The sequence below is a fragment of the Nonomuraea sp. NPDC049637 genome, from assembly GCF_040675235.1.
Lineage (GTDB): Bacteria > Actinomycetota > Actinomycetes > Streptosporangiales > Streptosporangiaceae > Nonomuraea.
Window position 1 is genome coordinate 41,156 of record NZ_JBFAOM010000042.1, and the last position, 19,704, is coordinate 60,859.

18 protein-coding genes are annotated in these 19,704 nt (G+C 71.5%); 6 read left to right on the top strand and 12 right to left on the bottom strand.

The features are described 5' to 3' along the window. Nucleotides 1-173: 173 nt before the first annotated feature. Both AB0J71_RS38825 and AB0J71_RS38830 read left to right on the top strand, forming a co-directional pair. A complete protein-coding gene (locus AB0J71_RS38825) occupies nt 174-719 on the top strand; it encodes an isochorismatase family protein (protein WP_364419083.1) in 546 nt (181 codons plus the stop codon). 351 nt (nt 720-1,070) lie between these two features. Continuing rightward, nucleotides 1,071-1,556 carry a hypothetical protein gene (locus AB0J71_RS38830; RefSeq protein ID WP_364419085.1) on the top strand — a complete coding sequence of 162 codons (486 nt, stop codon included), beginning with the start codon at nt 1,071-1,073 and terminating at the stop codon, nt 1,554-1,556. Nucleotides 1,557-1,654: 98 nt separating this feature from the next. Here AB0J71_RS38830 and AB0J71_RS38835 read toward each other — a convergent pair whose 3' ends face one another. Together AB0J71_RS38835 and AB0J71_RS38840 are read right to left on the bottom strand one after the other, a co-directional pair. Beyond that, nucleotides 1,655-2,560, bottom strand: a complete 906-nt coding sequence (locus AB0J71_RS38835) for an LLM class flavin-dependent oxidoreductase (RefSeq protein ID WP_364419087.1) — start codon at nt 2,558-2,560, stop codon at nt 1,655-1,657. Between the two features lie 41 nt (nt 2,561-2,601). Continuing rightward, entirely contained in the window at nt 2,602-3,366 is a 765-nt protein-coding gene (locus tag AB0J71_RS38840) for an aldo/keto reductase (RefSeq protein ID WP_364419090.1), read from the bottom strand. Nucleotides 3,367-3,570: 204 nt separating this feature from the next. Between AB0J71_RS38840 and holA the strand changes: the two genes are divergently transcribed. After that, nucleotides 3,571-4,542 (top strand): DNA polymerase III subunit delta, encoded by a 972-nt coding sequence (gene holA, locus AB0J71_RS38845; RefSeq protein WP_352322784.1) that lies wholly within the window; start codon nt 3,571-3,573, stop codon nt 4,540-4,542. Nucleotides 4,543-4,572: 30 nt separating this feature from the next. Here the strand turns inward: holA and AB0J71_RS38850 are convergent, their stop codons facing one another. Together AB0J71_RS38850 and AB0J71_RS38855 are read right to left on the bottom strand one after the other, a co-directional pair. After that, nucleotides 4,573-5,739: an epoxide hydrolase family protein gene (locus tag AB0J71_RS38850; protein WP_364419092.1), complete on the bottom strand. Its 1,167-nt coding sequence runs from the start codon at nt 5,737-5,739 to the stop codon at nt 4,573-4,575. Nucleotides 5,740-5,772: 33 nt separating this feature from the next. After that, entirely contained in the window at nt 5,773-6,270 is a 498-nt protein-coding gene (locus AB0J71_RS38855; RefSeq protein WP_352322786.1) for a MarR family transcriptional regulator, read from the bottom strand. Nucleotides 6,271-6,338: 68 nt separating this feature from the next. On the opposite strand from AB0J71_RS38855, the gene AB0J71_RS38860 reads away from it, so the two are divergent. Then, nucleotides 6,339-7,643, top strand: coding sequence for an MFS transporter (locus AB0J71_RS38860; RefSeq protein WP_364419094.1), 1,305 nt, complete (start codon nt 6,339-6,341; stop codon nt 7,641-7,643). Here AB0J71_RS38860 and AB0J71_RS38865 read toward each other — a convergent pair. From AB0J71_RS38865 to AB0J71_RS38890, 6 genes are all read right to left on the bottom strand, one after another. After that, on the bottom strand, nt 7,636-8,328 hold the full coding sequence (locus AB0J71_RS38865) for an ABC transporter ATP-binding protein (RefSeq protein ID WP_352322788.1): 693 nt from the start codon (nt 8,326-8,328) through the stop codon (nt 7,636-7,638). The two genes, AB0J71_RS38860 and AB0J71_RS38865, sit on opposite strands and share 8 nt — an antisense overlap. Next, on the bottom strand, nt 8,318-9,247 hold the full coding sequence (locus tag AB0J71_RS38870) for an ABC transporter ATP-binding protein (protein WP_364391079.1): 930 nt from the start codon (nt 9,245-9,247) through the stop codon (nt 8,318-8,320). The genes AB0J71_RS38865 and AB0J71_RS38870 overlap by 11 nt, the downstream gene beginning before the upstream one ends. After that, nucleotides 9,244-11,835: an FtsX-like permease family protein gene (locus AB0J71_RS38875; protein WP_364419096.1), complete on the bottom strand. Its 2,592-nt coding sequence runs from the start codon at nt 11,833-11,835 to the stop codon at nt 9,244-9,246. The genes AB0J71_RS38870 and AB0J71_RS38875 overlap by 4 nt, the downstream gene beginning before the upstream one ends. Next, nucleotides 11,832-14,891 (bottom strand): ABC transporter permease, encoded by a 3,060-nt coding sequence (locus AB0J71_RS38880; protein WP_364419098.1) that lies wholly within the window; start codon nt 14,889-14,891, stop codon nt 11,832-11,834. The genes AB0J71_RS38875 and AB0J71_RS38880 overlap by 4 nt, the downstream gene beginning before the upstream one ends. Nucleotides 14,892-15,096: 205 nt before the next feature. Further along, entirely contained in the window at nt 15,097-15,366 is a 270-nt protein-coding gene (gene rpsT / locus AB0J71_RS38885; RefSeq protein WP_106235424.1) for a 30S ribosomal protein S20, read from the bottom strand. A gap of 131 nt (nt 15,367-15,497) precedes the next feature. Next, nucleotides 15,498-16,487: a hypothetical protein gene (locus AB0J71_RS38890; RefSeq protein WP_364419100.1), complete on the bottom strand. Its 990-nt coding sequence runs from the start codon at nt 16,485-16,487 to the stop codon at nt 15,498-15,500. Between the two features lie 55 nt (nt 16,488-16,542). Between AB0J71_RS38890 and lepA the strand changes: the two genes are divergently transcribed. Further along, on the top strand, nt 16,543-18,375 hold the full coding sequence (gene lepA, locus AB0J71_RS38895; protein ID WP_364419102.1) for a translation elongation factor 4: 1,833 nt from the start codon (nt 16,543-16,545) through the stop codon (nt 18,373-18,375). Between the two features lie 3 nt (nt 18,376-18,378). Here the strand turns inward: lepA and AB0J71_RS38900 are convergent, their stop codons facing one another. Next, complete coding sequence (locus AB0J71_RS38900; RefSeq protein WP_364419105.1) at nt 18,379-18,795, bottom strand: acyl-CoA thioesterase; 417 nt, start codon at nt 18,793-18,795, stop codon at nt 18,379-18,381. Next, nucleotides 18,792-19,085, bottom strand: a complete 294-nt coding sequence (locus AB0J71_RS38905; protein ID WP_352324068.1) for a hypothetical protein — start codon at nt 19,083-19,085, stop codon at nt 18,792-18,794. The genes AB0J71_RS38900 and AB0J71_RS38905 overlap by 4 nt, the downstream gene beginning before the upstream one ends. Nucleotides 19,086-19,161: 76 nt before the next feature. On the opposite strand from AB0J71_RS38905, the gene AB0J71_RS38910 reads away from it, so the two are divergent. Beyond that, the gene (locus AB0J71_RS38910) at nt 19,162-19,644 is read left to right on the top strand and encodes a GNAT family N-acetyltransferase (protein ID WP_352324069.1); all 483 of its coding nucleotides are present in this window, start codon (nt 19,162-19,164) and stop codon (nt 19,642-19,644) included. Nucleotides 19,645-19,704: the final 60 nt, after the last annotated feature.

Consider the following 19,704-nt stretch of genomic DNA (forward strand, 5'->3'; position numbering starts at 1 on the left):
TCGGGTCGTGGAGTCGTTCGAGGGCGCCCGGATGGGGTCGAGGTGTTCGGTCAGGAGGCGCGAGTCGGCCCGCTGGGCCGGAAGTCGGGGGTCAGAATCGCTTGCCATCGTTCACATGCGGCATGCTACTGTCCTCTTATCATTCAGCTTATGAACGATTTTGGGAGAGAATAATGATCGATCACAGCACCGTGCAGATGGTCTTCGCCGACCTGCAGGACAGCATCGTGGCTCTGAGCAGCACGAACAGCCCCGACGTCATCAGGCGGTCGGCCGGTGTGCTCGCCACCGTCGCGCAGGTGCTGGACATCCCCTTCACCGTGTCGGTCGCCCCGAGGCCCGGTGGGCCCGGTGTCATCTCCGAACTTCCCGAGACGTCCCCGTTCGTGCGCGGCGGACCGTGCTGCTGGGACGACCGGGCATGGCGTGAGGCGATCGCCGCCGTAGACCGCAAGACGCTGGTCGTGTGCGGCGTGACCTCGGAGATCGTCGTCCTGCACACCGCGCTCGACGCCCTGGCCGACGGCTATGACGTGATCGTGCTGGTCGACGCGAGCGGCGGTATGTCGGAGCGCACGGAGAACGCGGCCTTCCGCCAGATCGAAGCGGCGGGCGGCACGGTGACGTCCGTGGCGAGCTTCGTCACCAGCATGGTGCGTGACTTCACCACCCCCGTCGGCCGCGACGTCATCACGGCGCTGCACGGCCTCGCGGGCTAGCGCTCACGGCCGCGGCGCTCGCGCTGGGCCCGTGGCCCCTCGCTCTCAGCTCGTGGCCTTGGCGTTCAGGTTCCGTTCTCCGCCCTCCGCCCGCACCTCCGGAAGAAGTCCCATGAAACTGGCGCCCCATCTGCGCCGTCTCGGCAACGACCTCGTGGCCTGTTACCTCGTCGACGCCGCCGAGGGCATCACGCTCATCGACGCCGGGCTGCCCGGCCACTGGCGGGACCTGCAGCGCGAACTCCGCTCCCTCGGCAAGTCCGTGGACGACGTCCGCGGCCTCGTCCTGACCACGGCGACTCCGACCACCTCGGCTTCGCCGAATGCCTGCGCAGCTAGCACGGGGTGCCGGTGTTCGTGCACGCCGCCGACGCCGCCCGCGCCCGTACCGGAGAGAAGCCCAAGGTCGCCCTGGGGCCGGTACAGCTCGGTCTGGCGTTCGGCTTCCTCGGGTACTCCATCCGTAAGAACGGCCTGCGTACCCGCTACCTCGGCGAGGTCATCGAGATCGGCGACGGCGACGTCCTGGACCTGCCCGGGAGCCCGGTGATCGTGGGCATGCCGGGGCACTCCCCGGGGAGCGTGGCGGTGCACGTCCCGCTCGCCGACGCCGTCTTCGTTGCGCCAGGGCGCGCCGTGGCCGGGGAGCACCCAGGACGCCGGCAGTCGGGCGATCCGGTCGAGGGAGGCGAGCGCTTCGGCGGGGTCGTCGGTGAGGGGGGCCGGTTGGGGGCCTTCGCGTCCGGTGAGGACCTGCCGGGCGGTCAGGGCGTCCCCGCTTCACCGGCCCGAGTGGGGGAGGAGGTTCGGACGGCGTCGGCCGGTACCCGCGGATGACCCCGGTGCCCGCCTCGCTCAAGCCCGGTGCACGCGGATGACCCCGGTGCTCGCCTCCCTCAGGCCCGACGCCTTGCTGATGTCGGAGCGTCCGCGTGCTACTTCGCCATGGCCTCGCGGACGGACGGCACGATCTCCTGGGCCCAGCGGGCCAGCGTGGTGAGGTCGGGGGCGCCGTGGCCGGGGGAGAAGAGGACGAAGCCCGAGGCGTCGTGCTCCAGCACCGCTTCGGTCAGCTCCTCGACCCACTGCCCGACGGAGCCGCCGATCCAGCGTCCGTCGTGGTCGCGGGTGGCGGGCAGCGGACGGTCGGTGATGCGGCCCGGGAAGTTGTAGATGGTACGGATCTCGCGCGGGTCGCGGCCCACCGCTGCGGCCGCCTCGTTGATGACGGGCCGCGAGGCGCGATACCGCTCGCTGCGCCAGTCGGCCGCGTGGCCGGGGATCCAGCCGTCGGCCACCCTGCCCGTGGCGGCCAGGGATTTGGGACCGTTCGACCCGGTCCACACCGGGGGCGCGGCCACGGGGGCGGGCTCGATTGCGCGCACCCGGTAGTGGCGTCCCTCGTGGGTGACCGGCGCGCCGCCGCCCGACAGCTTCCGGATCAGGACGATCGCCTCCTCGAAGGCGTCCACGGCGTCGCCGGGGGTCTGCCGGGGCACGCCCATGTCGGTGATGCGGTCCCACAGGCCGCCCGCGCCCATGCCGAGCACGACGCGGCCGTTCGACAGCGCCGACAACGACGTCACCGTCCTGGCCAGCATGGGGGCGGGCCTGGTCGGCAGGTTGGTGACATTGGCGAGACCGGCGATGTGCCGCGTGCCGCCCAGCAGGAAGCCGATCGTGGCGTAGGCGTCCAGGCGTTCGCCGAGATAGGGATGGTCGGACAGCGAGAAGAGATCGAGCTCGTCCCGGTCGGCCTGCTGAACCATGCGCAACAGCTCGGGCAGGTCCTCGAAACCGGAATGCGCGCCGAAACCGAACACCACATCAGATGCAGACACAGTATTGCCTTTCATGCTTCAGACGGAGAAAGAAGGAGAGGTCACCAGGCGTACGCCTCTGGTGCGGGTTTGGGGCCGTGGGGGCCGGGCGGCGGGAACAACTCCTCCAGCCTGGCCAGGGTCCCTGCGTCGAGGGTGATTGCCGCGGCGTGGAGCGAGCCGTCGAGTTGCCCGGCCGTACGGGGCCCGACGATCGGCGCGGTCACCCCGTAGTGCCGCGCCGCGGGCAGCACCTCCAGCTCCGCCCAGCGGTTCATCAGGTTGTAGATCGACTGCTCGGCGACCAGCCCGAGCGCGTGTCGCGCCCGTGCCGCCTCCTGGGCCCGCGCGAGGTGCCAGCCGGCGAAGTTGGACGAGTCGAAGTAGAGCACCTTGCCCTGTTGCCGCAGGACGTCGAACGCCTCCCAGATCTCCTCCCACGGCGTTTTCCTGTCGATGTGGTGCATCTGGTACAGGTCGATGTGGTCGGTGCCCAGCCGCCTGAGTGAGGCGTCGCACGCGCGTCTGATGTGCAGCGCGGACAGGCGGCTCTCGTTGGGCCACCGCCCGGTCGGGAGGTAGAGCTTGGTGGCCAGGACGGTCCTGTCGCGCCGGCCGTCCCCTTGGGCGAACCAGCGGCCGATGATCTGCTCGGTGCGGCCGTCGGCGTAGACGTCGGCGGCGTCGAAGAAGTTGATGCCGTGCTCGTGGGCGCGATCCATGATCGCGTGGCTGTCTGGTTCGGACGTCTCCGTCCCGAAGTTCATCGTGCCCAGGGCCAGCCGGGACACCGACAGGCCGCTTCGGCCGAGCTGGACGTATTCCATCTCAGACCACCGGCGGCTGCTCGGCGAAGCGGTTGCCGACCAGGCCCTCGGCGGCCGACGCCGCGGGGTGGCCGCGACCCCCAATGATCAACATCATCGTGACTCCCACCAAAACCAGTTCGTTCCACGAACTATAGTCGTTCGTATCACGAACTGCAATGGCCGAGTACCAGGTTGTCGGTGCCGCATGGCATGCTGCCTGACATGGCGGGAACCGATCCAGCACTGGTCACCCTGGTCCTCGGCGACGAGGAGCTGCTTGCCGAGCGGGCGGTGGGTGCTGTCGTCGCGGCGGCGCGGGCCGGCGATCCGGGGGCCGAGGTGCATGACCTCGTCGGCGGAAAGGTCGCCACCGGCGAGCTGACCCACCTGACCTCGCCCTCGCTCTTCGGCGACCGTTCGGTGGTCGTCATCCGCTCGGCGCAGGACCTGCCGAAGGACGTCATCACCGAGGTGGTGTCCTACACGAAACAGCCCTCCGACGACACGGTTCTCGTGCTGGCGCACCCGGGTGGGGTGAAGGGGAAGGCGCTGGTCGACGGGGTGAAGAAGGCCGGGGCCAAGGTGGTGACGATCAACAAGGTCACCAAGGCCGGCGAGCGGCTGGAGTTCATCAAGGGCGAGGTCAAGCGCGCCGGGCGGAACATCGCGGGCGACGCGGCCCAGGCGCTGCTCGACGCGGTGGGCAACGACCTGCGGGAGCTGGCGGCGGCGTGCAGCCAGCTCGCGTTCGACACCGAGGACAAGACGATCAGCGCGGCGGCTGTGGCGCGCTACCACAAGGGGCGGGCCGAGGTCACCGGCTTCAACGTGGCCGACTCGGCGATCGAGGGCCGCCTGGCCGAGGCCCTGGAGCAGTTGCGCTGGGCTCTGGGCACCGGTGTCGCGCCGGTGCTGCTGGTGAGTGCGCTGGCCGGTGGGCTGAGGTCGCTGGCCAAGGTCGGGAGCGCCCCGCGCAACCTGCGCGGGGGGCAGCTCGCCGCTCATGTGGGCATGCCGCCCTGGAAGGTCGACCGGGTCAAGCGCCAGCTGAACGGCTGGGGGCCGGAGGGGTTGTCCCGGGCGATCCAGGCGGTGGCCACTGCCGACGAGCAGGTCAAGGGGGGCGGGGCAGACGCCGCGTACGCCCTGGAGCATGCCGTGCAGGTGATCGTCGCCAGCCGTACGGGCCGGTAGCGCACACCCGCGCAGCGGCGGTCGCGCTTCTCAGGGGAGGCGCAGGGGGCGGAAGAACGCGGTGATGTCGGTCGCCAGCAGGGCTGGTTCTTCCAGGGCCATGAAGTGGCCGCCTCGGGCCGGGGTGTTCCAGTGGCGCAGGTCGGTCAGGGCGCGTTCGGCGAGGCTGCGGGGGAAGCCGGCCACGGAGGGCTCGTGGCTGAGGGTCACGGCGGACGGCACGGTGATGGGCGGCCGGGGAGGGTTGCTCGGCCAGTCGTAGTACGACTTGAACGAGGTGCCGATCGAGCCGGTGGTCCAGTAGAGGGTCAGCATGGTGAGCAGGGTGTCGCGGTCGAACCGGGACTCCAGGTCGCCGTGGCAGTCGCTCCAGGCGCGCAGCTTGTCCACGATCCACGCGGCCAGGCCGGCCGGTGAGTCGAGCAGGGCGGCGGCGATTGTGTCCGGCCGGGTGAGCATGATCTCGCTGTAGCCGCCGTCGCGCTCGTCGTAGGCCTCCTCGGCGTCCAGGAAGGCCTGTTCCTCGGGGGTCAGGGGCGGGACGTCCAGGGACGCGGGGGCGGGCGGGTGGATGAGGTGGATTCCGGTCACCTGGTCCGGATAGAGGGCGCCGAGCCAGCCGACGGCCGCGCCGCCGATGTCGCCGCCGAAGGCCCCGTAACGTTCGTGGCCGAGGACCTCGGTCATGAGCAGGTGCAGCGTGCGGGCCATCGCGGCCCGGGTGAGGGGCTCGTCCGGCAGGTCGGAGTAGAGGAAGCCGGGCATCGACGGGATCACGACGTCGAAGGAGTCGCCGGGGTCGCCGCCGTACCGGACGGGGTCGGCCAGGCGTGCTGCCAGGGGCAGCATCTCCAGGAAGCTGCTCGGCCAGCCGTGGCAGAGTAGGACGGGCAGCGGCGCGCGGCCGGTGCCGGGGATCCGGACGAAGTGGAGGTCTCGTCCCTGGACGGGGGCCGTGCAGTGGTCCAGCTCGTTGAGGCGGGCTTGCTGGGCGCGGAAGTCGAACCCGTCGGCCCAGTACGCCACCAGTTCCCGCAGGTAGGCCGGGTCGGTGCCGCCCTCCCAGGGGCGGGGGTCCAGCGAGCGGGTGAATCTGGTGTTGCGGAGACGGGAGCGCAGGTCGTCGAGTACGTCGTCGGGAACGTCTATGCGGAACGGCGTCACGGCCATGTGGTCTCCGATGTCGGAAGTGTCCATCCCAGCATGGGTATCACCGGACGCCTGCCGGCCTCAATGCAATTGATCGGAGTTCGTCTCCACGTAGAGCAGAAGCTGTTTGAGCAGGTTGTCCAGGGTGTCCTGGTCGGCGGGGGAGAGGGCGTTCACCATGGCCGTCTCCAGCACGGCCAGGACGGCCATGGCGTCCATCCAGCGGTCGTGACCCTTGGGGGTGAGCTCGACGTCCACCCGGCGGCGGTCTTCGACGCTGCGCACGCGGCGTACCAGACCGGCCTTCTCCAGCGTGTCGAGGCGGCCGGTCATGCCGGCGGGGGAGAGCAGCAGCTCGGCGGCCAGCTCGGTCGGGGTGGCCGTGCCGTTGTGGGCGGCGAGCCTGTGGAGCGTCTGGAACTCGAAGTCCTGGACGCCGGTCTGGGCCAGCGCGGCCGCCTTGGCGTGGCCAAGGTGTTTCACCAGCGCCTGCATGCGGGTGACGATGCCCTCCGTCCGCTCGTCGAAGGGCGCCTTGCCGCGCCAGCGGGCCAGATGACGATCGACGGAGTCCTCCACAGGACGGGATCATACGCCACCAAGTAATTTGTTGACGAAACATTCGCTGACGAAATACCTTCTGCGTCATGTCGTTCTCATCGATCGCCAAGCCCAGGAACCGGCTGCTGGCCGGACGCTGCATGTCCGCGCTCGCCACGGCCATGATCCCGACCACGCTGACCCTGGCCGTGCTGCGCGCCACGGGGTCGGGGGAGGCGCTCGGGCTGGTGCTGGCCTGCGAGATGGTGCCGTTGTTGTTGTTGCTGCCGGTCGGCGGCGTGCTGGCCGACCGCGTCAGGCCCGGACGGGTCGTGCTGCTCGCCGATCTCACGCGATGCCTGGCGCAGGGGCTCATGGCCGTCGAGCTGCTGGCGGGGGTGGACCGGGTTCCCGACCTCGCCGTGTTGTCGGCGGTCTCGGGGGCGGCGATCGCGTTCGGCAGCCCTGCCGTGCCGCGGCTGGTGGTGGCGGTGGTGCCGGGGCCGGAGCGGTTGCGGGTGAACGCCCGGATCGGGGTGGTGACCAGCCTGTCGGCGGTCCTGGGGCCGGCGCTCGCGGGGACGCTCACGCTGGCCGCCGGGCCCGGGTGGGCCGCGGGGGTCACGGCGACGTTGTTCGCCTGCTCGGCGCTGACTCTCGGCGGGGTCCGCACGGCTGCCGGGGCTGTGGGGCGCGAGCAGGTCGCGGGGGAGCCGAAGGCGGTCTCCGGCGGGGCGGCCGGTCGGCGGTGGGGGGCCGGGTTCGGGCGGGAACTGGTCGAGGGGTTCGGGGAGGTCAGGAGGCGGCCGTGGTTCCTGGCCTGTGTGCTGTCCCACGGCGTGTGGCACTTCATGGCCGGGTTGTTCCTCACCCTGGGGCCGGTGGCGGCCGTGCAGCGGCTGGGCGGCGAGACCGGCTGGATGATCATCGTGCAGAGCGGCACGGTGGGGCTGCTGGCGGGGGTGCTGGTCGCGCCGCGGTTGCCGGTGCGCAGGCCGCTGGTCGCCGTTCAGGCGGGGGCCGCGCTCTATCTGCTGCCGATGGTGGCGTTGCCGGTGGCCGTGGGGTTCGGGCTGTCGGCCGTGGTGGTCGCGGTGGCGTACTTCGTGGCCATGGTGGGGCTCGGGGTGCTCAGCCCGTTGTGGGAGACGGTGGTGGCCGAGGAGATCCCGGAGGGGGCCTTGGGGCGGGTGCGTTCGTTCGACCAGCTCATCTCGTTCGCGGCGCGGCCGGTGGGGCTGGCCGTCGCGGCGCCGCTGGCGGGCCTGACCGGGATGGGGGTGCTGATGGTCACCGGTGGGATGGTGGTCGCCGCCGCCAACCTCGCCGCCGTGGCGCGCTCGCCCAGGCCCGCGACCCCTCCGCCCGCCGGTGAGCGGGCGGAGAGGGCGGAGGAGGGGCGGGTCAGGTGAGGGACGGTTCGCGGACGACGCCGTCGCTGATCTCCAGCACCCGGTCCGCCAGCGTGATCAGGCTGGGGTCGTGCGTGGCGACCAGCGCCGTCACCCCCTCGCTGCGCACCAGCGCGCGCAGCAGCTCCATGATCTGCCGCCCGGTCTGCGAGTCGAGCTGTCCCGTCGGCTCGTCGGCCACCAGCAGCCTGGGCCGGTTGCCCAGGGAGCGGGCGATCGCCACCCGCTGCCGCTGCCCGCCCGACAGCTCGTACGGCCGCTGGTTCATGTGCTTGTCCAGCCCCACCAGCGCCAGCAGCAGCCGCACCCGCTCCTCCCGCTCGGCGGACGGCACGCGGGCCAGCCGCATCGGCACCCCCACGTTCTCGGCCGCCGACAGCACGGGGATCAGCCCGAACGACTGGAACACGAAGCCCACCACGTCCCGGCGCAGCGCCAGCAGGGCGTCCTCGGACATGGACGTGACCTCGTGCCCGGCCACGACGACCCGTCCGGCGTCCGGCCGGTCCAGGCCGCCGATCTGGTTGAGCAGCGTGGTCTTGCCCGACCCCGAACGTCCGCGGACCGCCACCAGCTCGCCGGGGAACACCTCGAAGGACACCTCGCGCAGCGCGACGACCTCCTTGGGCCCGCTCCGGTAGACCTTGCGGACCCCCTCCACCACGACCAGGGGCTCATTGCTCATGGGAGGGCTCCTCTCGGGCGGGCCAGACGCCGATGTGGTCGGATTCGAGTTCGAGGCGCACCCGGCGTTCCATGTGCAGGGCGTTCATGAAGTCGCGGGGGAGCTGCAGGCGGCCCACCCGGTCCAGCACGGCGTACTCCTCGGCGACGATCTGCCCCTCGGCGCCCTCGCGCCGCAGCGTCTCGCTGCTGGTACGTCCGTCGCGGATGCCCACGGTGCGGTCCACCTGCTCCGACACCAGCGGGTCGTGGGTCACGATGACCACGGTCACGCCGAGCTCCCGGTTCGCCTTGCGCAGGGAGTCGAAGACCTGCTCGGACGTCTCGCTGTCCAGCTCGCCGGTGGGCTCGTCGGCCAGGATGAGCTGCGGCTCGTTGGCCAGGGCGACGGCGATGGCGACCCGCTGCTGCTCGCCGCCCGACATCTCGGGCGTGCGGCGGTCGGCGCAGTAGCCGACGCCGAGGAGCTCCAGCAGCTCGCCGGCGCGGGCGCGGCGCGCCCGGCCGCCGCCGGCCAGCTTCATGGGCAGCTCGACGTTCTCCCTGGCGGTCAGGTACGGCAGCAGGTTGCGCGCGGTCTGCTGCCAGATGAAGCCCACCACGGACCGCCGGTAGCGCAGCCGGTCCTTGGCGGTCATCGCCAGCAGGTCGGTGCCCGCGACCCTGGCCACCCCGGCGGTCGGCACGTCGAGCCCCGACAGCACGTTGAGCAGCGTGGACTTGCCCGACCCGGACGCGCCGACGATGGCCACCAGCTCGCCCTTGTCGATCACCAGGTCGAGGCCCTGCAGGGCGACGACCTCGACGCCCTCGGTCTTGTAGATGCGCACGAGGTTGTCGCAGACGATGTGCGCGTCGGCGCCGAACGCGGTCTTCTCCCGCGTGGCCTTGGCTTCCAGCTCTGACAGGGTCGGGTTCATGTGAGGTCCCCCACTCGAAGGACGGCGCCGATGCTGCGACGGCGGCTGATGGCGGTGTGCGTGTACGCGCCGAGCACGGCCACGACGGCCAGCCCGGCCGCCAGCGCGGTCGGCGTGATCAGGTCTAGGGAGTAGTCGCCGACGGGCAGGTCGCCGGCGTAGGAGGACAGGTCGACGCCCGGCCCGAGCGCCGCGGGCAGCCCGAGGCCGAGCAGCAGGCCGGCCAGGGCGGTCAGCAGGATCATCGGCATGATCTCCAGGACGGTGAGCCGCTGCGCCTGCCGGTCCGACAGCCCCAGCGTGCGCAGGAACGACAGCGCCCTGGCCCGGTCGGCCGCGCCGATCACCAGCGAGAGGATGACGGCGACCAGCGCGTACGCGGCCAGCGCCACCGTGACCACGACCAGCGTGGTGCGCACGGTACTGGTCAGCGGGTCGTCCTGGATGGCGGCCAGGGCCAGCGCCTGGGACTCCACGGTGCTGAGCGGGACCAGCCGGCGCAGCTCGTCGAGCGCGGGGTTGCCGCGGATGAGCAGGGTGTTCACGGCTGGCCGCACGAGCGAGTCCATCGGCAGGATCATGAACTTGCCCTGGCTGTAGAAGCCGGGCACGGAGGTGATCAGACCGCCCTCGGGGACCTTGAGCCGCGACTGCCAGCCGATCTCGTAGGTGCCCCGCCCCTTGAGGTCGGGCGAGACGAAGGCGCCGCTCCCGGTGGGCACGCCGATCGGCGCCCCCGCCAGCAGCCGCCGCCACTCGGGCAGGCTCACGGCGATGGCCTCGGCGCGCTCGGCGCCGTACCCGACCTGGACCCGGCCGGTCTGCGCGAGCACGACCTGCTCGACGCCGGCGACCTTGCGCACCCGCTCGATCGCGTCGGCCGGGATCTCGACCCGGGACGTGATCTTGACAGGCGCGCCCACCTGCTGCCAGGACGCCAGCCGCTGCGTGCTCACCAGCCCGTCGGAGATCACCGCGGCGAACACCGACACGCCGAGCGCGGGCAGCAGGATCAGCACCGGCAGCACCGACGCGGAGCGCGCCCTGGCCGCCCTGGTCAGCCCCAGGAACGGCACGGCTCCGGGCCGCCGCGCGGTCAGCCGGACGAGCAGCCGCAGCGGGTACGGGTAGCAGCGCAGGATGATCACCGCCGCGGCGAGCGTCAGCGCGATCGGCACCACCAGCAGGAACGGGTCGAACCCGGCCGAGGCCGTCAGCCCGCGGGTGCGCAGCAGGTACGCCCCGACCAGTGCGAGCACCACCACCAGCACCTCCAGCGTGAGCCGGCGGGCGGACGGGCGGGCGGTGCTGACGTCCGCACGCTGCTCGTGCAGCGGCACCCGGTGGGTGACCGCCAGCCCGGCGGCGGTGTACCCGACGGCGGCCAGCATCACCAGCAGCGGCCCGACGTGCACGATCGGCAACACGGGCCCGGGGACGAACCAGGACAGCCCGTACCCGGCGAGCCCGGCGGGCACGACGGCGAGCGCGGTCAGCGCCGCGCCGGTGCCCGCCACCTGCGCCAGCGACCCGCCACGCGCCCGCGTCAGCGCCAGCGTGTGGTCCAGCCGGCCGGAGAGCAGCTGCACCGCCAGCACGATCACCCCGACCGCGACCAGCAGCAGCCCGCCGAGCATCAGGTACATCACGGTCTGCGCGGTGGCCTGGCCGGCCAGGAAGTCCGTCAGCAGCTTGGACAGCGCGGTCAGCACCCGGTACGGGCTGTACGAGCCCGACGCCTGCAACCCGATGACCCGCTCGAAGTCGCTGAGGGCCGCCTGGAGGTCGGTCGCGGCCAGCGCGTCGGCCTTGTCCGGGGCGATGGGCAGCACCCAGTAGTAGGACAGGTTGCGCCCGTCGCCGCTGAGCGCGGTGAGCCCGTCGTCGGACATGATCGTCGTGATGTGCTTCTCGAACTCCAGCTTGCCCGGCGGCAACATCCTGGTGACGGTCAGGATGTCGCTGTTGTGGCTCCAGTAACGGTCGTCGGCCTTCTTGGCCCTGAACGCGCCGACCAGCTTCACCGCCACGTAGTGGCTCTCGCCGAGCACCTTGACCTGGCCGATCTTCAGGTCCATCGCGGTCAGCGCGGACTCGGTCAGGCCCACCTCGATCAGCGGGATCGTCTCGCCCTCGAAGCGCATGGTCGAGGGCTTGCCCGGGGCCTGCCCCTGGACCCAGTCCACCCGCCGGTCGGCGTCGGACAGCCAGCCGAGGTTCATGAACATGGTGCCGCCCGAGCCGTGGATCGGGGTGACCTCGGTCTTGGCGCTCATGTGGCTGTCGCCCGTGCCGGCGGGCACCACCAGCGACCGCAGCTCCGGGGGCAGGAGCTGGCGCCAGCGCCGGTCCCTGGACTCGAACTGGTCGCGCTCGTGCAGGTCCTCTTCCTTCGACATCGACCCGACGGTCACGGTCAGGTCGGCCTGCTCGGCGGACGCGGACCTGAGCGCCTGGCGCAGCGCCTGGTCGAACGACGCCTGCATCGCCCTGGGCAGCCCCGCGACGAGCAGGCAGGCGCTCAGCGTCAGCACGAAGAGCACGGCCACCGCGCCCAGGTGCGTACGGGCCAGCAGCGGGATCCTCACTGTTCCTCCCGAATGCCGAGACCCTGCCTGCGCAGGTTGCGCGCCAGTCCGGCGACGATGGCGAGCAGCACGGCGGCCACCCCGGCGAGCATGGCGCCCGTGGCGCCCCACGGGATGTCGAGCACCACGCCGGGGGTGACCGCCGACGCCTGCCCGGTCAGCACGATGTGCGGCACCACGAGCATGCCCACGACCACGGCCAGCCCGGTCCCGGCCGCCAGTGACAGCGCGATCACGAACGTCTGCTCGATCGCCAGCATCCCGAACACCTGCCGGGAGCTCACGCCGAGCGCCCGCAGGATCGCGAACTCGTTCATCCGCTCGCGGGCCGCGACCGCCGCGTTGACCAGGAAGCCGAGCGCCGCGAACACCAGCGCCGCGATGAAGCCCAGCATCAGCGCGCCCTGCAGGCCGCTGGCCAGCGGGTCGTCCTGCATCTTGGCGGCCAGGGCGCGCTGGTCGATCGCGGTGACGTCCCAGACGGGACGGCTGCTGAGCGCCGCCGCCGCCCGGCCGTCGGGGGTGGCGAGCCACCATTCGGTGGCGGGCCTGGGCAGTTGTGCCGCCGCCAGATCCTGCGCCTGCATCGTCCCCCAGTCGGCCAGTACGGCGTGTTGCCCGGCGGTCGTCGTCGGCATCGTCTCCACGACGGCCACGACCTTGACGTCCATCACCCTGCGGTCGATGCTGGCCCGTCCCACCTGGCCGACGCCCAGCTTGAGCGACTCCGCCAGGCCGGCGGTGAGCACCACGGGCAGCGGCCCCTGGACGGGCGGCGACCCGAAGACGGCCGTCGCGGGCTGCCGCCCGGCCGCCTTCACCGACACGGCGGGCGCGGTCACCGGCCGCCCGTCGGCGCTGATCCCGGTCACCGTCAGACTCCCGCTGCCGGAGGCCGGCGCGCTCACGACCAGCCCGCGCAACGACAGCGGGTACGTGATCTTCCCGCTCCGCCCCGCCAGCGCCGCGAGGTCCACGTCGATGCTGTTCTCGCCCTTCTTCAGCACGCCCAGTGACACGTCGCGCCACACCCCGAGCGCGTCGGACAGGACCAGCCGCACCGGCAGGTCGTCGTCGGTCGTGGCGCGCAGGGTGAGCGCGGCCGGCTGTCCCGGCAGGTCCAGTTTGCCCGCCTGCGGCCCGGTCAGCGCCCGGGAGATCTCCGCGACGGGCCGGTCGGCCAGGTCGGGGCGGAGCTGGAACAGCGTGCCGAGCTTGGCCGCGTCGATCCCGACGAGGATGGCGTTCTCGCTGCTGACCTCGGTCTGGCCGCGGAAGACCGGCGAGGCGGCGGTCACGCCGGGCAGGGCGGTGAACGCCGTGCCGCGGCCCAGCGGGCCGAGCTCCGGGGCGTCCGGCGGGCCGGACAGGCGCAGGTCGGCCCCGGCCTGGTGGCGGGCCTGGTCGAGCTGGGAACCACGCCACGTGGCGGCGGTGGCCATGGACACGATGCCGATGGCGATGGCCATGGTGAGCAGCAGCGCGGGACCGGCGTACTTGAGCGGGCGCCTGCTGACCTGCCACGCGCCGAGCGCCGGGGCGAGGGACGGGCGCCTGGAGGTGATGCGCTCGGCCACCGCGGAGATGCGCGGGACCAGCCGCAGGCCGAGCATGCCGCCGGTGAGCAGGGCCAGCGCGGGACCGGAGATGATCAGCGGGTCGATGCCGAGCCCGCCGCCCGCGGTCGTGGTGACCGGCGCGCCGTAGTGCTGGAGCTGCCAGATCGCGAGGCCGGCCACGACCAGCAGCGCGACGTCGGCGCCCGCGCGCTGGATCAGCCCGCGCCCGCCGCCGCGCCCGCGCGCCGACTGCTCCTCCACGTACGTGCGCCGCGCGCCCGCCAGCGCGGGCAGCACCAGCAGCACCGCCGAGGCCAGCGCCACGGCCACCGACACGAGGAACGTGCCCAGGCCGACCGACGGGTCGAGCCGCACGCCCGACGCCCTGATCCAGGGCAGCCGGCTCACCAGCCCGAGCAGCGGCGGCCCGAGCAGCGGCGCGACGATCGCGCACGGGAGCGCGACCAGCATCGCCTCGCCCCCGGCCAGCGCGGTCAGCCGCATCGTGCCCGCGCCGCGCGAGCGCAGCAGCGCCACCTCCATGCGCCGGTGGTCGGCCAGCAGCCGCGCGGTGAGCATCAGCGCGTACGCCGCCAGCAGCAGCAGCTGCAACACCGGGATCAGCATGGTCGAGCGGGCCACCAGCGAGGCGGTGTCGAGCTGGGTGAGCATCTCGGGCAGGCGGCTGGTGGTCACGCAGCTCGGGCAGTCGCCGGCCTTCAGGTGCGCGCCGACCTCGCCGACCGCCGCGGCCAGCGGGCGCAGCTGGGCCGGCGTCAGCGAGCGCAGGTCGGGCTCGGCGGTCCAGGTGGCGTTCACGTTGGTGGCGAAGCGGCCGATGAACGTCTCACGGGAGACCATCAGCGGCCCGTACGTGGTGAAGTCGCCGCGTTCGACGCCTCTGCTGAGCAGTGTCTCCCCGGTCCAGCGCTCGCCGAAGGGGTCGTCGAGCTGGAACACGCCGGTGATGCGCACCTGGACGGGCTCCGGCGACAGCCGCCCCACGGTGGTCAGCTCCTGGCCGACCTTGAACCCGGCCGCCGAGGCCGCCGAGAGCGAGACCGCCGCCTCCACGCGGCCGTCGGCGGCCTTGGGCCAGGCGCCGGAGACGAGCTTGGCGTGCTGGTCGAGGCCGTCGTAGCTGCCGAACCTGAGCAGTTCGGGCCGCTCCTGCTTCTCCTGGCCGGGCATGGCGTAGGAGTCGGAGCGGAAGCTCGTGGTGAGCGCCGGCGCCTTGGTGTAGGCCTTGGCCAGCTCGGCGCGGACCGCCCGGTCGTAGACGGGGAACGTCTTGCCGGTGACCGGCGCGCTGATCGTCGCGGACGTCTGGCGCAGGGAGGCGGTCTCCATCGTCCTGCGCACGCCGGCGTCGGCGATGGAGGAGGCGTACATGGTGAGCGCCACCAGCGTGGTGGTGGCCAGCAGGATCGAGCCGAACGCGGCCAGGAGGAGCAACGGCTCGCTGAACGCCCGTTTGACGACCAACGGCCCCCGCATGTGTCCCCCTTCGTCCGTTTAGTGAACCCTCATGGAGAGGGCGGACGAGAGGCAAGTGATCTTGTCAAGGGATGCTCAGCCGATACGCGGCGGCGATGCCGATGTGATATCGAAACTGTGACAAAAAGCGCACAAAACCAAGAACGCCGCACCCCATGAAGGAGTGCGGCGTCAGCGCTCGCCCGGGTCGCCGGGCGGCAGGAGCTTACTTGGCGGCCAGCGCGGCAGCCTGCTTGGCGATCGCCGACTTGCGGTTGGCGGCCTGGTTCTTGTGGATGACGCCCTTGCTGACGGCCTTGTCGAGCTGGCGGGCGGCGACGCGCTGCAGCGCCGCGGCCTGCTCGACGTCGCCCTGCTCGGCGGCCTCGCGGAACTTGCGGACGGCCGTCTTCAGAGAGGACTTGACCGCCTTGTTGCGCAGACGCGCCTTCTCGTTCTGCTTGTTGCGCTTGATCTGGGACTTGATGTTCGCCACGAAGAAGCCTCGGTGAAAGTCTAAGGATGGATGGGGCGCGCGGGCTCGATGAGAGGGCGCGCCACACGCAAGTGAACAGGGTACCAATAACCCAGGTGGCTGCTCAAATCAACGCCCCGGGTATTCTCAGTTTAGGCCAGCCAGCGGGTCATGTACTCCTTCCAGTCCTCTTCGGTGGCGGCGAAGTCGACGTACAGGGCCAGGCCGAAGCGTTCGCGGCGGCCGTGTTCGGACAGGGCCAGCCGGGCGCCCTCGGCGGCCATCGCCACGCTCTCGGCGGCGTCCAGCCAGGGCAGGCCGTGGTCGTGGTAGGCGGGGGCGCCGACGAACAGGGACTTGCCGTCCGGGACCAGGTCGAGGGCGAGCGCGGCCTGCCTGGCCACGTACCCGCCGTAGAGGGACTGGGCGGGCGCGCCCGAGTCGTACGTCATGATCGCGACCTGGTCCACCCGGTTCACGACCTCCTGGAAGTAGCCCTGCGACCAGTATTTGTCGTGGCCGAGCACGAGCCTGCCCACCGGGCGCATGAGGGGATAGGGCTCGATCTGCGGGGTCGAGGTGGACAGCAGCTTCGTGTACGTCCTCGTCCGCTCCAGCAGGTCGAGGAACTCCGTGTCGCCGTCGCCGATCGGCTCGAAGTTGTAGTGGACGCCGTCGTAGCCCGCCTTCATGACGGCGGCCACGCCGGCCAGGACGTTCGCGCGGGAGCGGGCGTCGTCGAGGTCGAGGCCGTTCTTGACGGACTGGCCCAGCCAGGCGGAGACGCGGACGCCGGGCAGGTGCCGATGCATCCAGGTCACGAGATCTGCGGCCTTGGGATGCTTGGCGGGGTCCAGGCGGCCGTCCCACTCGAACGGGCCGGAATGGACGTACACGTCCTTGATGCCGGTGGCGCGCAGGCGGACGGCGAGCCGCTCCACGTCCCGCTCGGTACGGCGGCCGTCGACCCAGGCGTGGCCGAGCCAGAGGGCGTCGTTGCCGGTGCTCTTCGCCCAGGCCGCCGGGGCACCGGTAAACTGGAGGCGGAGCGCGACGGCGAGCAGGCCGGCCAGCGCCACCACGACGGCCAAGGCCAGCGCGATCAGGCGCAGGCCGCGGCGGACGACGGTCCGGATCATCATCTGGGCATGTCACCATGAAAGACGCTTGACCTCAACCCTGTCGAAACGGACTTCGGTGCGCACTCAGCCTGGCCAGACCGACCCCGCGTTGATCCGCAACTTCTGCATCATCGCGCACATCGACCATGGCAAATCGACCCTTGCCGACCGGATGCTGCAGATCACCGGCGTGGTCGACGACCGCTCCATGCGCGCCCAGTACCTCGACCGGATGGACATCGAGCGCGAACGCGGCATCACGATCAAGTCGCAGGCCGTGCGGCTGCCCTGGGACGGCCACGTCCTCAACATGATCGACACCCCCGGGCACGTCGACTTCACCTACGAGGTGTCCCGGTCGCTGCAGGCGTGCGAGGGCGCAATCCTGCTGGTCGACGCCGCGCAGGGCATCGAGGCGCAGACCCTGGCCAACCTCTACCTGGCCATGAACGCCGACCTGCACATCATTCCGGTGCTCAACAAGATCGACCTGCCCGCGGCCCAGCCGGAGAAGTTCGCCGAGGAGCTGGCCGGCCTGATCGGCTGCGACCCCTCCGACGTGCTCAAGGTGTCGGGCAAGACCGGCGTGGGCGTGCGCGAGCTGCTCGACCACGTGGTGGCGACCGTCCCGGCGCCCGTGGGCCAGGCCGACGCCGCCGCGCGGGCGCTGATCTTCGACTCCGTCTACGACACCTACCGCGGCGTCGTGACGTACGTCAGGGTCATCGACGGCCATCTGAGCAAGCGCGAGCGCATCCTCATGATGTCCACCAACGCCACCCACGAGACGCTGGAGATCGGCGTCATCTCGCCCGAGCCCAAGCCCGCCGAGCGCGGCCTCGGCGTCGGCGAGGTGGGCTACCTGATCACCGGCGTGAAGGACGTGCGCCAGTCGCGCGTGGGTGACACCGTCACCTCCTCGGCCAAGCCCGCCAAGGAGATGCTGGCCGGCTACGAGCACCCCAAGCCGATGGTGTTCTCCGGGCTCTACCCGATCGACGGTGACGAGTACCCCGAGCTGCGCGAGGCGCTCGACAAGCTCCAGCTCAACGACGCCGCGCTGATCTACGAGCCGGAGACCTCGGCGGCGCTCGGCTTCGGCTTCCGCGTCGGCTTCCTCGGCCTGCTGCACATGGAGATCGTGCGCGAGCGCCTGGAGCGCGAGTTCGGCCTGTCGCTGATCTCCACCGCGCCCAACGTGGTCTACCGCGTGGTCATGGAGGACGGCAAGGAGCTCACGGTCACCAACCCGTCCGAGTTCCCGACGGGCGGCAAGATCGCGCAGGTCTTCGAGCCGGTCACCAAGTCCACGATCCTGGCGCCGGCCGAGTTCATCGGCGCGATCATGGAGATCTGCCAGGGGCGGCGCGGCCAGCTCCTCGGCATGGACTACCTGTCGGAGGACCGCGTCGAGATCCGCTACACGCTGCCGCTCGGCGAGATCATCTTCGACTTCTTCGACCAGCTCAAGTCGCGCACCCGCGGCTACGCCTCGCTCGACTACGAGCCGGCCGGCGAGCAGGAGGCCGAGCTGGTCAAGGTCGACATCCTGCTGCAGGGCGAGGCCGTCGACGCCTTCAGCGCGATCGTCCACAAGGACAAGGCCTACTCCTACGGCGTCGACATGGCCAAGAAGCTGCGCGAGCTGATCCCGCGGCAGCAGTTCGAGGTGCCGATCCAGGCCGCCATCGGCGCCCGGGTCATCGCCCGCGAGAACATCCGGGCCATCCGCAAGGACGTCCTGGCCAAGTGCTACGGCGGTGACATCTCCCGTAAGCGCAAGCTGCTGGAGAAGCAGAAGGAAGGCAAGAAGCGGATGAAGATGGTCGGCCGCGTCGAGGTGCCCCAGGAGGCCTTCGTCGCCGCGCTGTCCACCGACTCCGCCGCCGCCGACAAGAGCAAGAAGTAGCCGCTACAGGCCCAGCACGGCGGGCGTTCGCGCGAGCGCCCGCCAGTGCCGGCCCGGGTCGGGGAGCAGGCGGCGGGCCCGCAGGTCCATCAGCCCGCCGACGCCGGTCAGCTCGGCGGCCAGGTCGCCGTCCGCGCCCCTGAACTCCTGCCTGATCCGGAACGTCTTCCCCGCGCCCCACTCGAACGCGCAGCTCACCTCCACCTCGTCGCCGGCGCGCAGCTCGCGGTGGAAGCGGATGGTGCTCTCCAGCGTCACCGGGCCGACGCCGGCCTCCCGCAGGTCGTCGATCGAGATGCCGGCCGCGCGCAGGCACTCCCAGCGGGCGTGGTCGCCGTACTGGTGGTAGACCACGTTGTTGAGGTGGCCCTGGGTGTCGAGCTCGTAGCCGCGTACGGCGATGCGGACCGAGAAGGTCATGATCGTTCCTCCAGCCAGGCGTGCGATTTGGCGGTGAGGTAGCGCAGGCCGTCGTCGCCGAGCTCCACCCAGTCGCCGCGGGCCCAGCCGCCCGTGGTCTGGGGGGCGAAGCCGTGCCGCTGGAACAGCGCCGACGCCTCCTTCTGGGTGAGACCGCGGCGGCCCCACTCCGCGATGACGCGGGCCGTGCGCTCGGCCTCGCTCAGTTCCTCGTCGCCGAGCGCGGCGGCCAGCTCCTCCAGGCCGCGCGCCATCAGACGCAGCGAGGCCTGCACGCGGGCGATGTCCATCGGCGTTCCCTCATCGCTGTTCGATTGGTAGCGATAGCTTAGCGATGGCAGCGGATACCCTGAAAAGGTGGAAGTGGTGCGTACGGAACGAATGGTCCTGTCCCGGATCCGCCCGGAGGACCTCGAAGCCGTGCACGAGATCCACTCCGACCCGCGGACGAACGTCTACAGCTCCGCCGGGCCCACCGTCGACCTGGAGGCCAGCCGGGTCATGCTCGACCTGTGGCTGGCCGACTGGGAGGAACGGGGGATCGGCTACTGGGCCGCCCGGCTGACGGACGGCCCGCAGGTGCTGGGCGTCGGCGGCCTGCGGCACGCGGCCCTGGACGGCGAGGACGTGCTCCACCTGTACTACCGATTCCGCCCCACCGCCTGGGGCCACGGGTACGCGGTCGAGCTCGCCAGGGCGGCCCTGCGCGTCGGGCGCGACCTGGGCCCCGTGGTGGCCCTGATCGGGGACGGCAACGAGCCGTCCCGCCGGGTGGCGGAGAAGGCGGGCCTGCACAGGGAGCGCACAATCCCGTACGGCGGCGTGCCCAGCGACCTCTACGTCGCCTGACCGCCCAGAGCCGTGCCCTGACCGCCCAGAGCCGTGCCCTGACCGCTCTGAGCCGTCGCC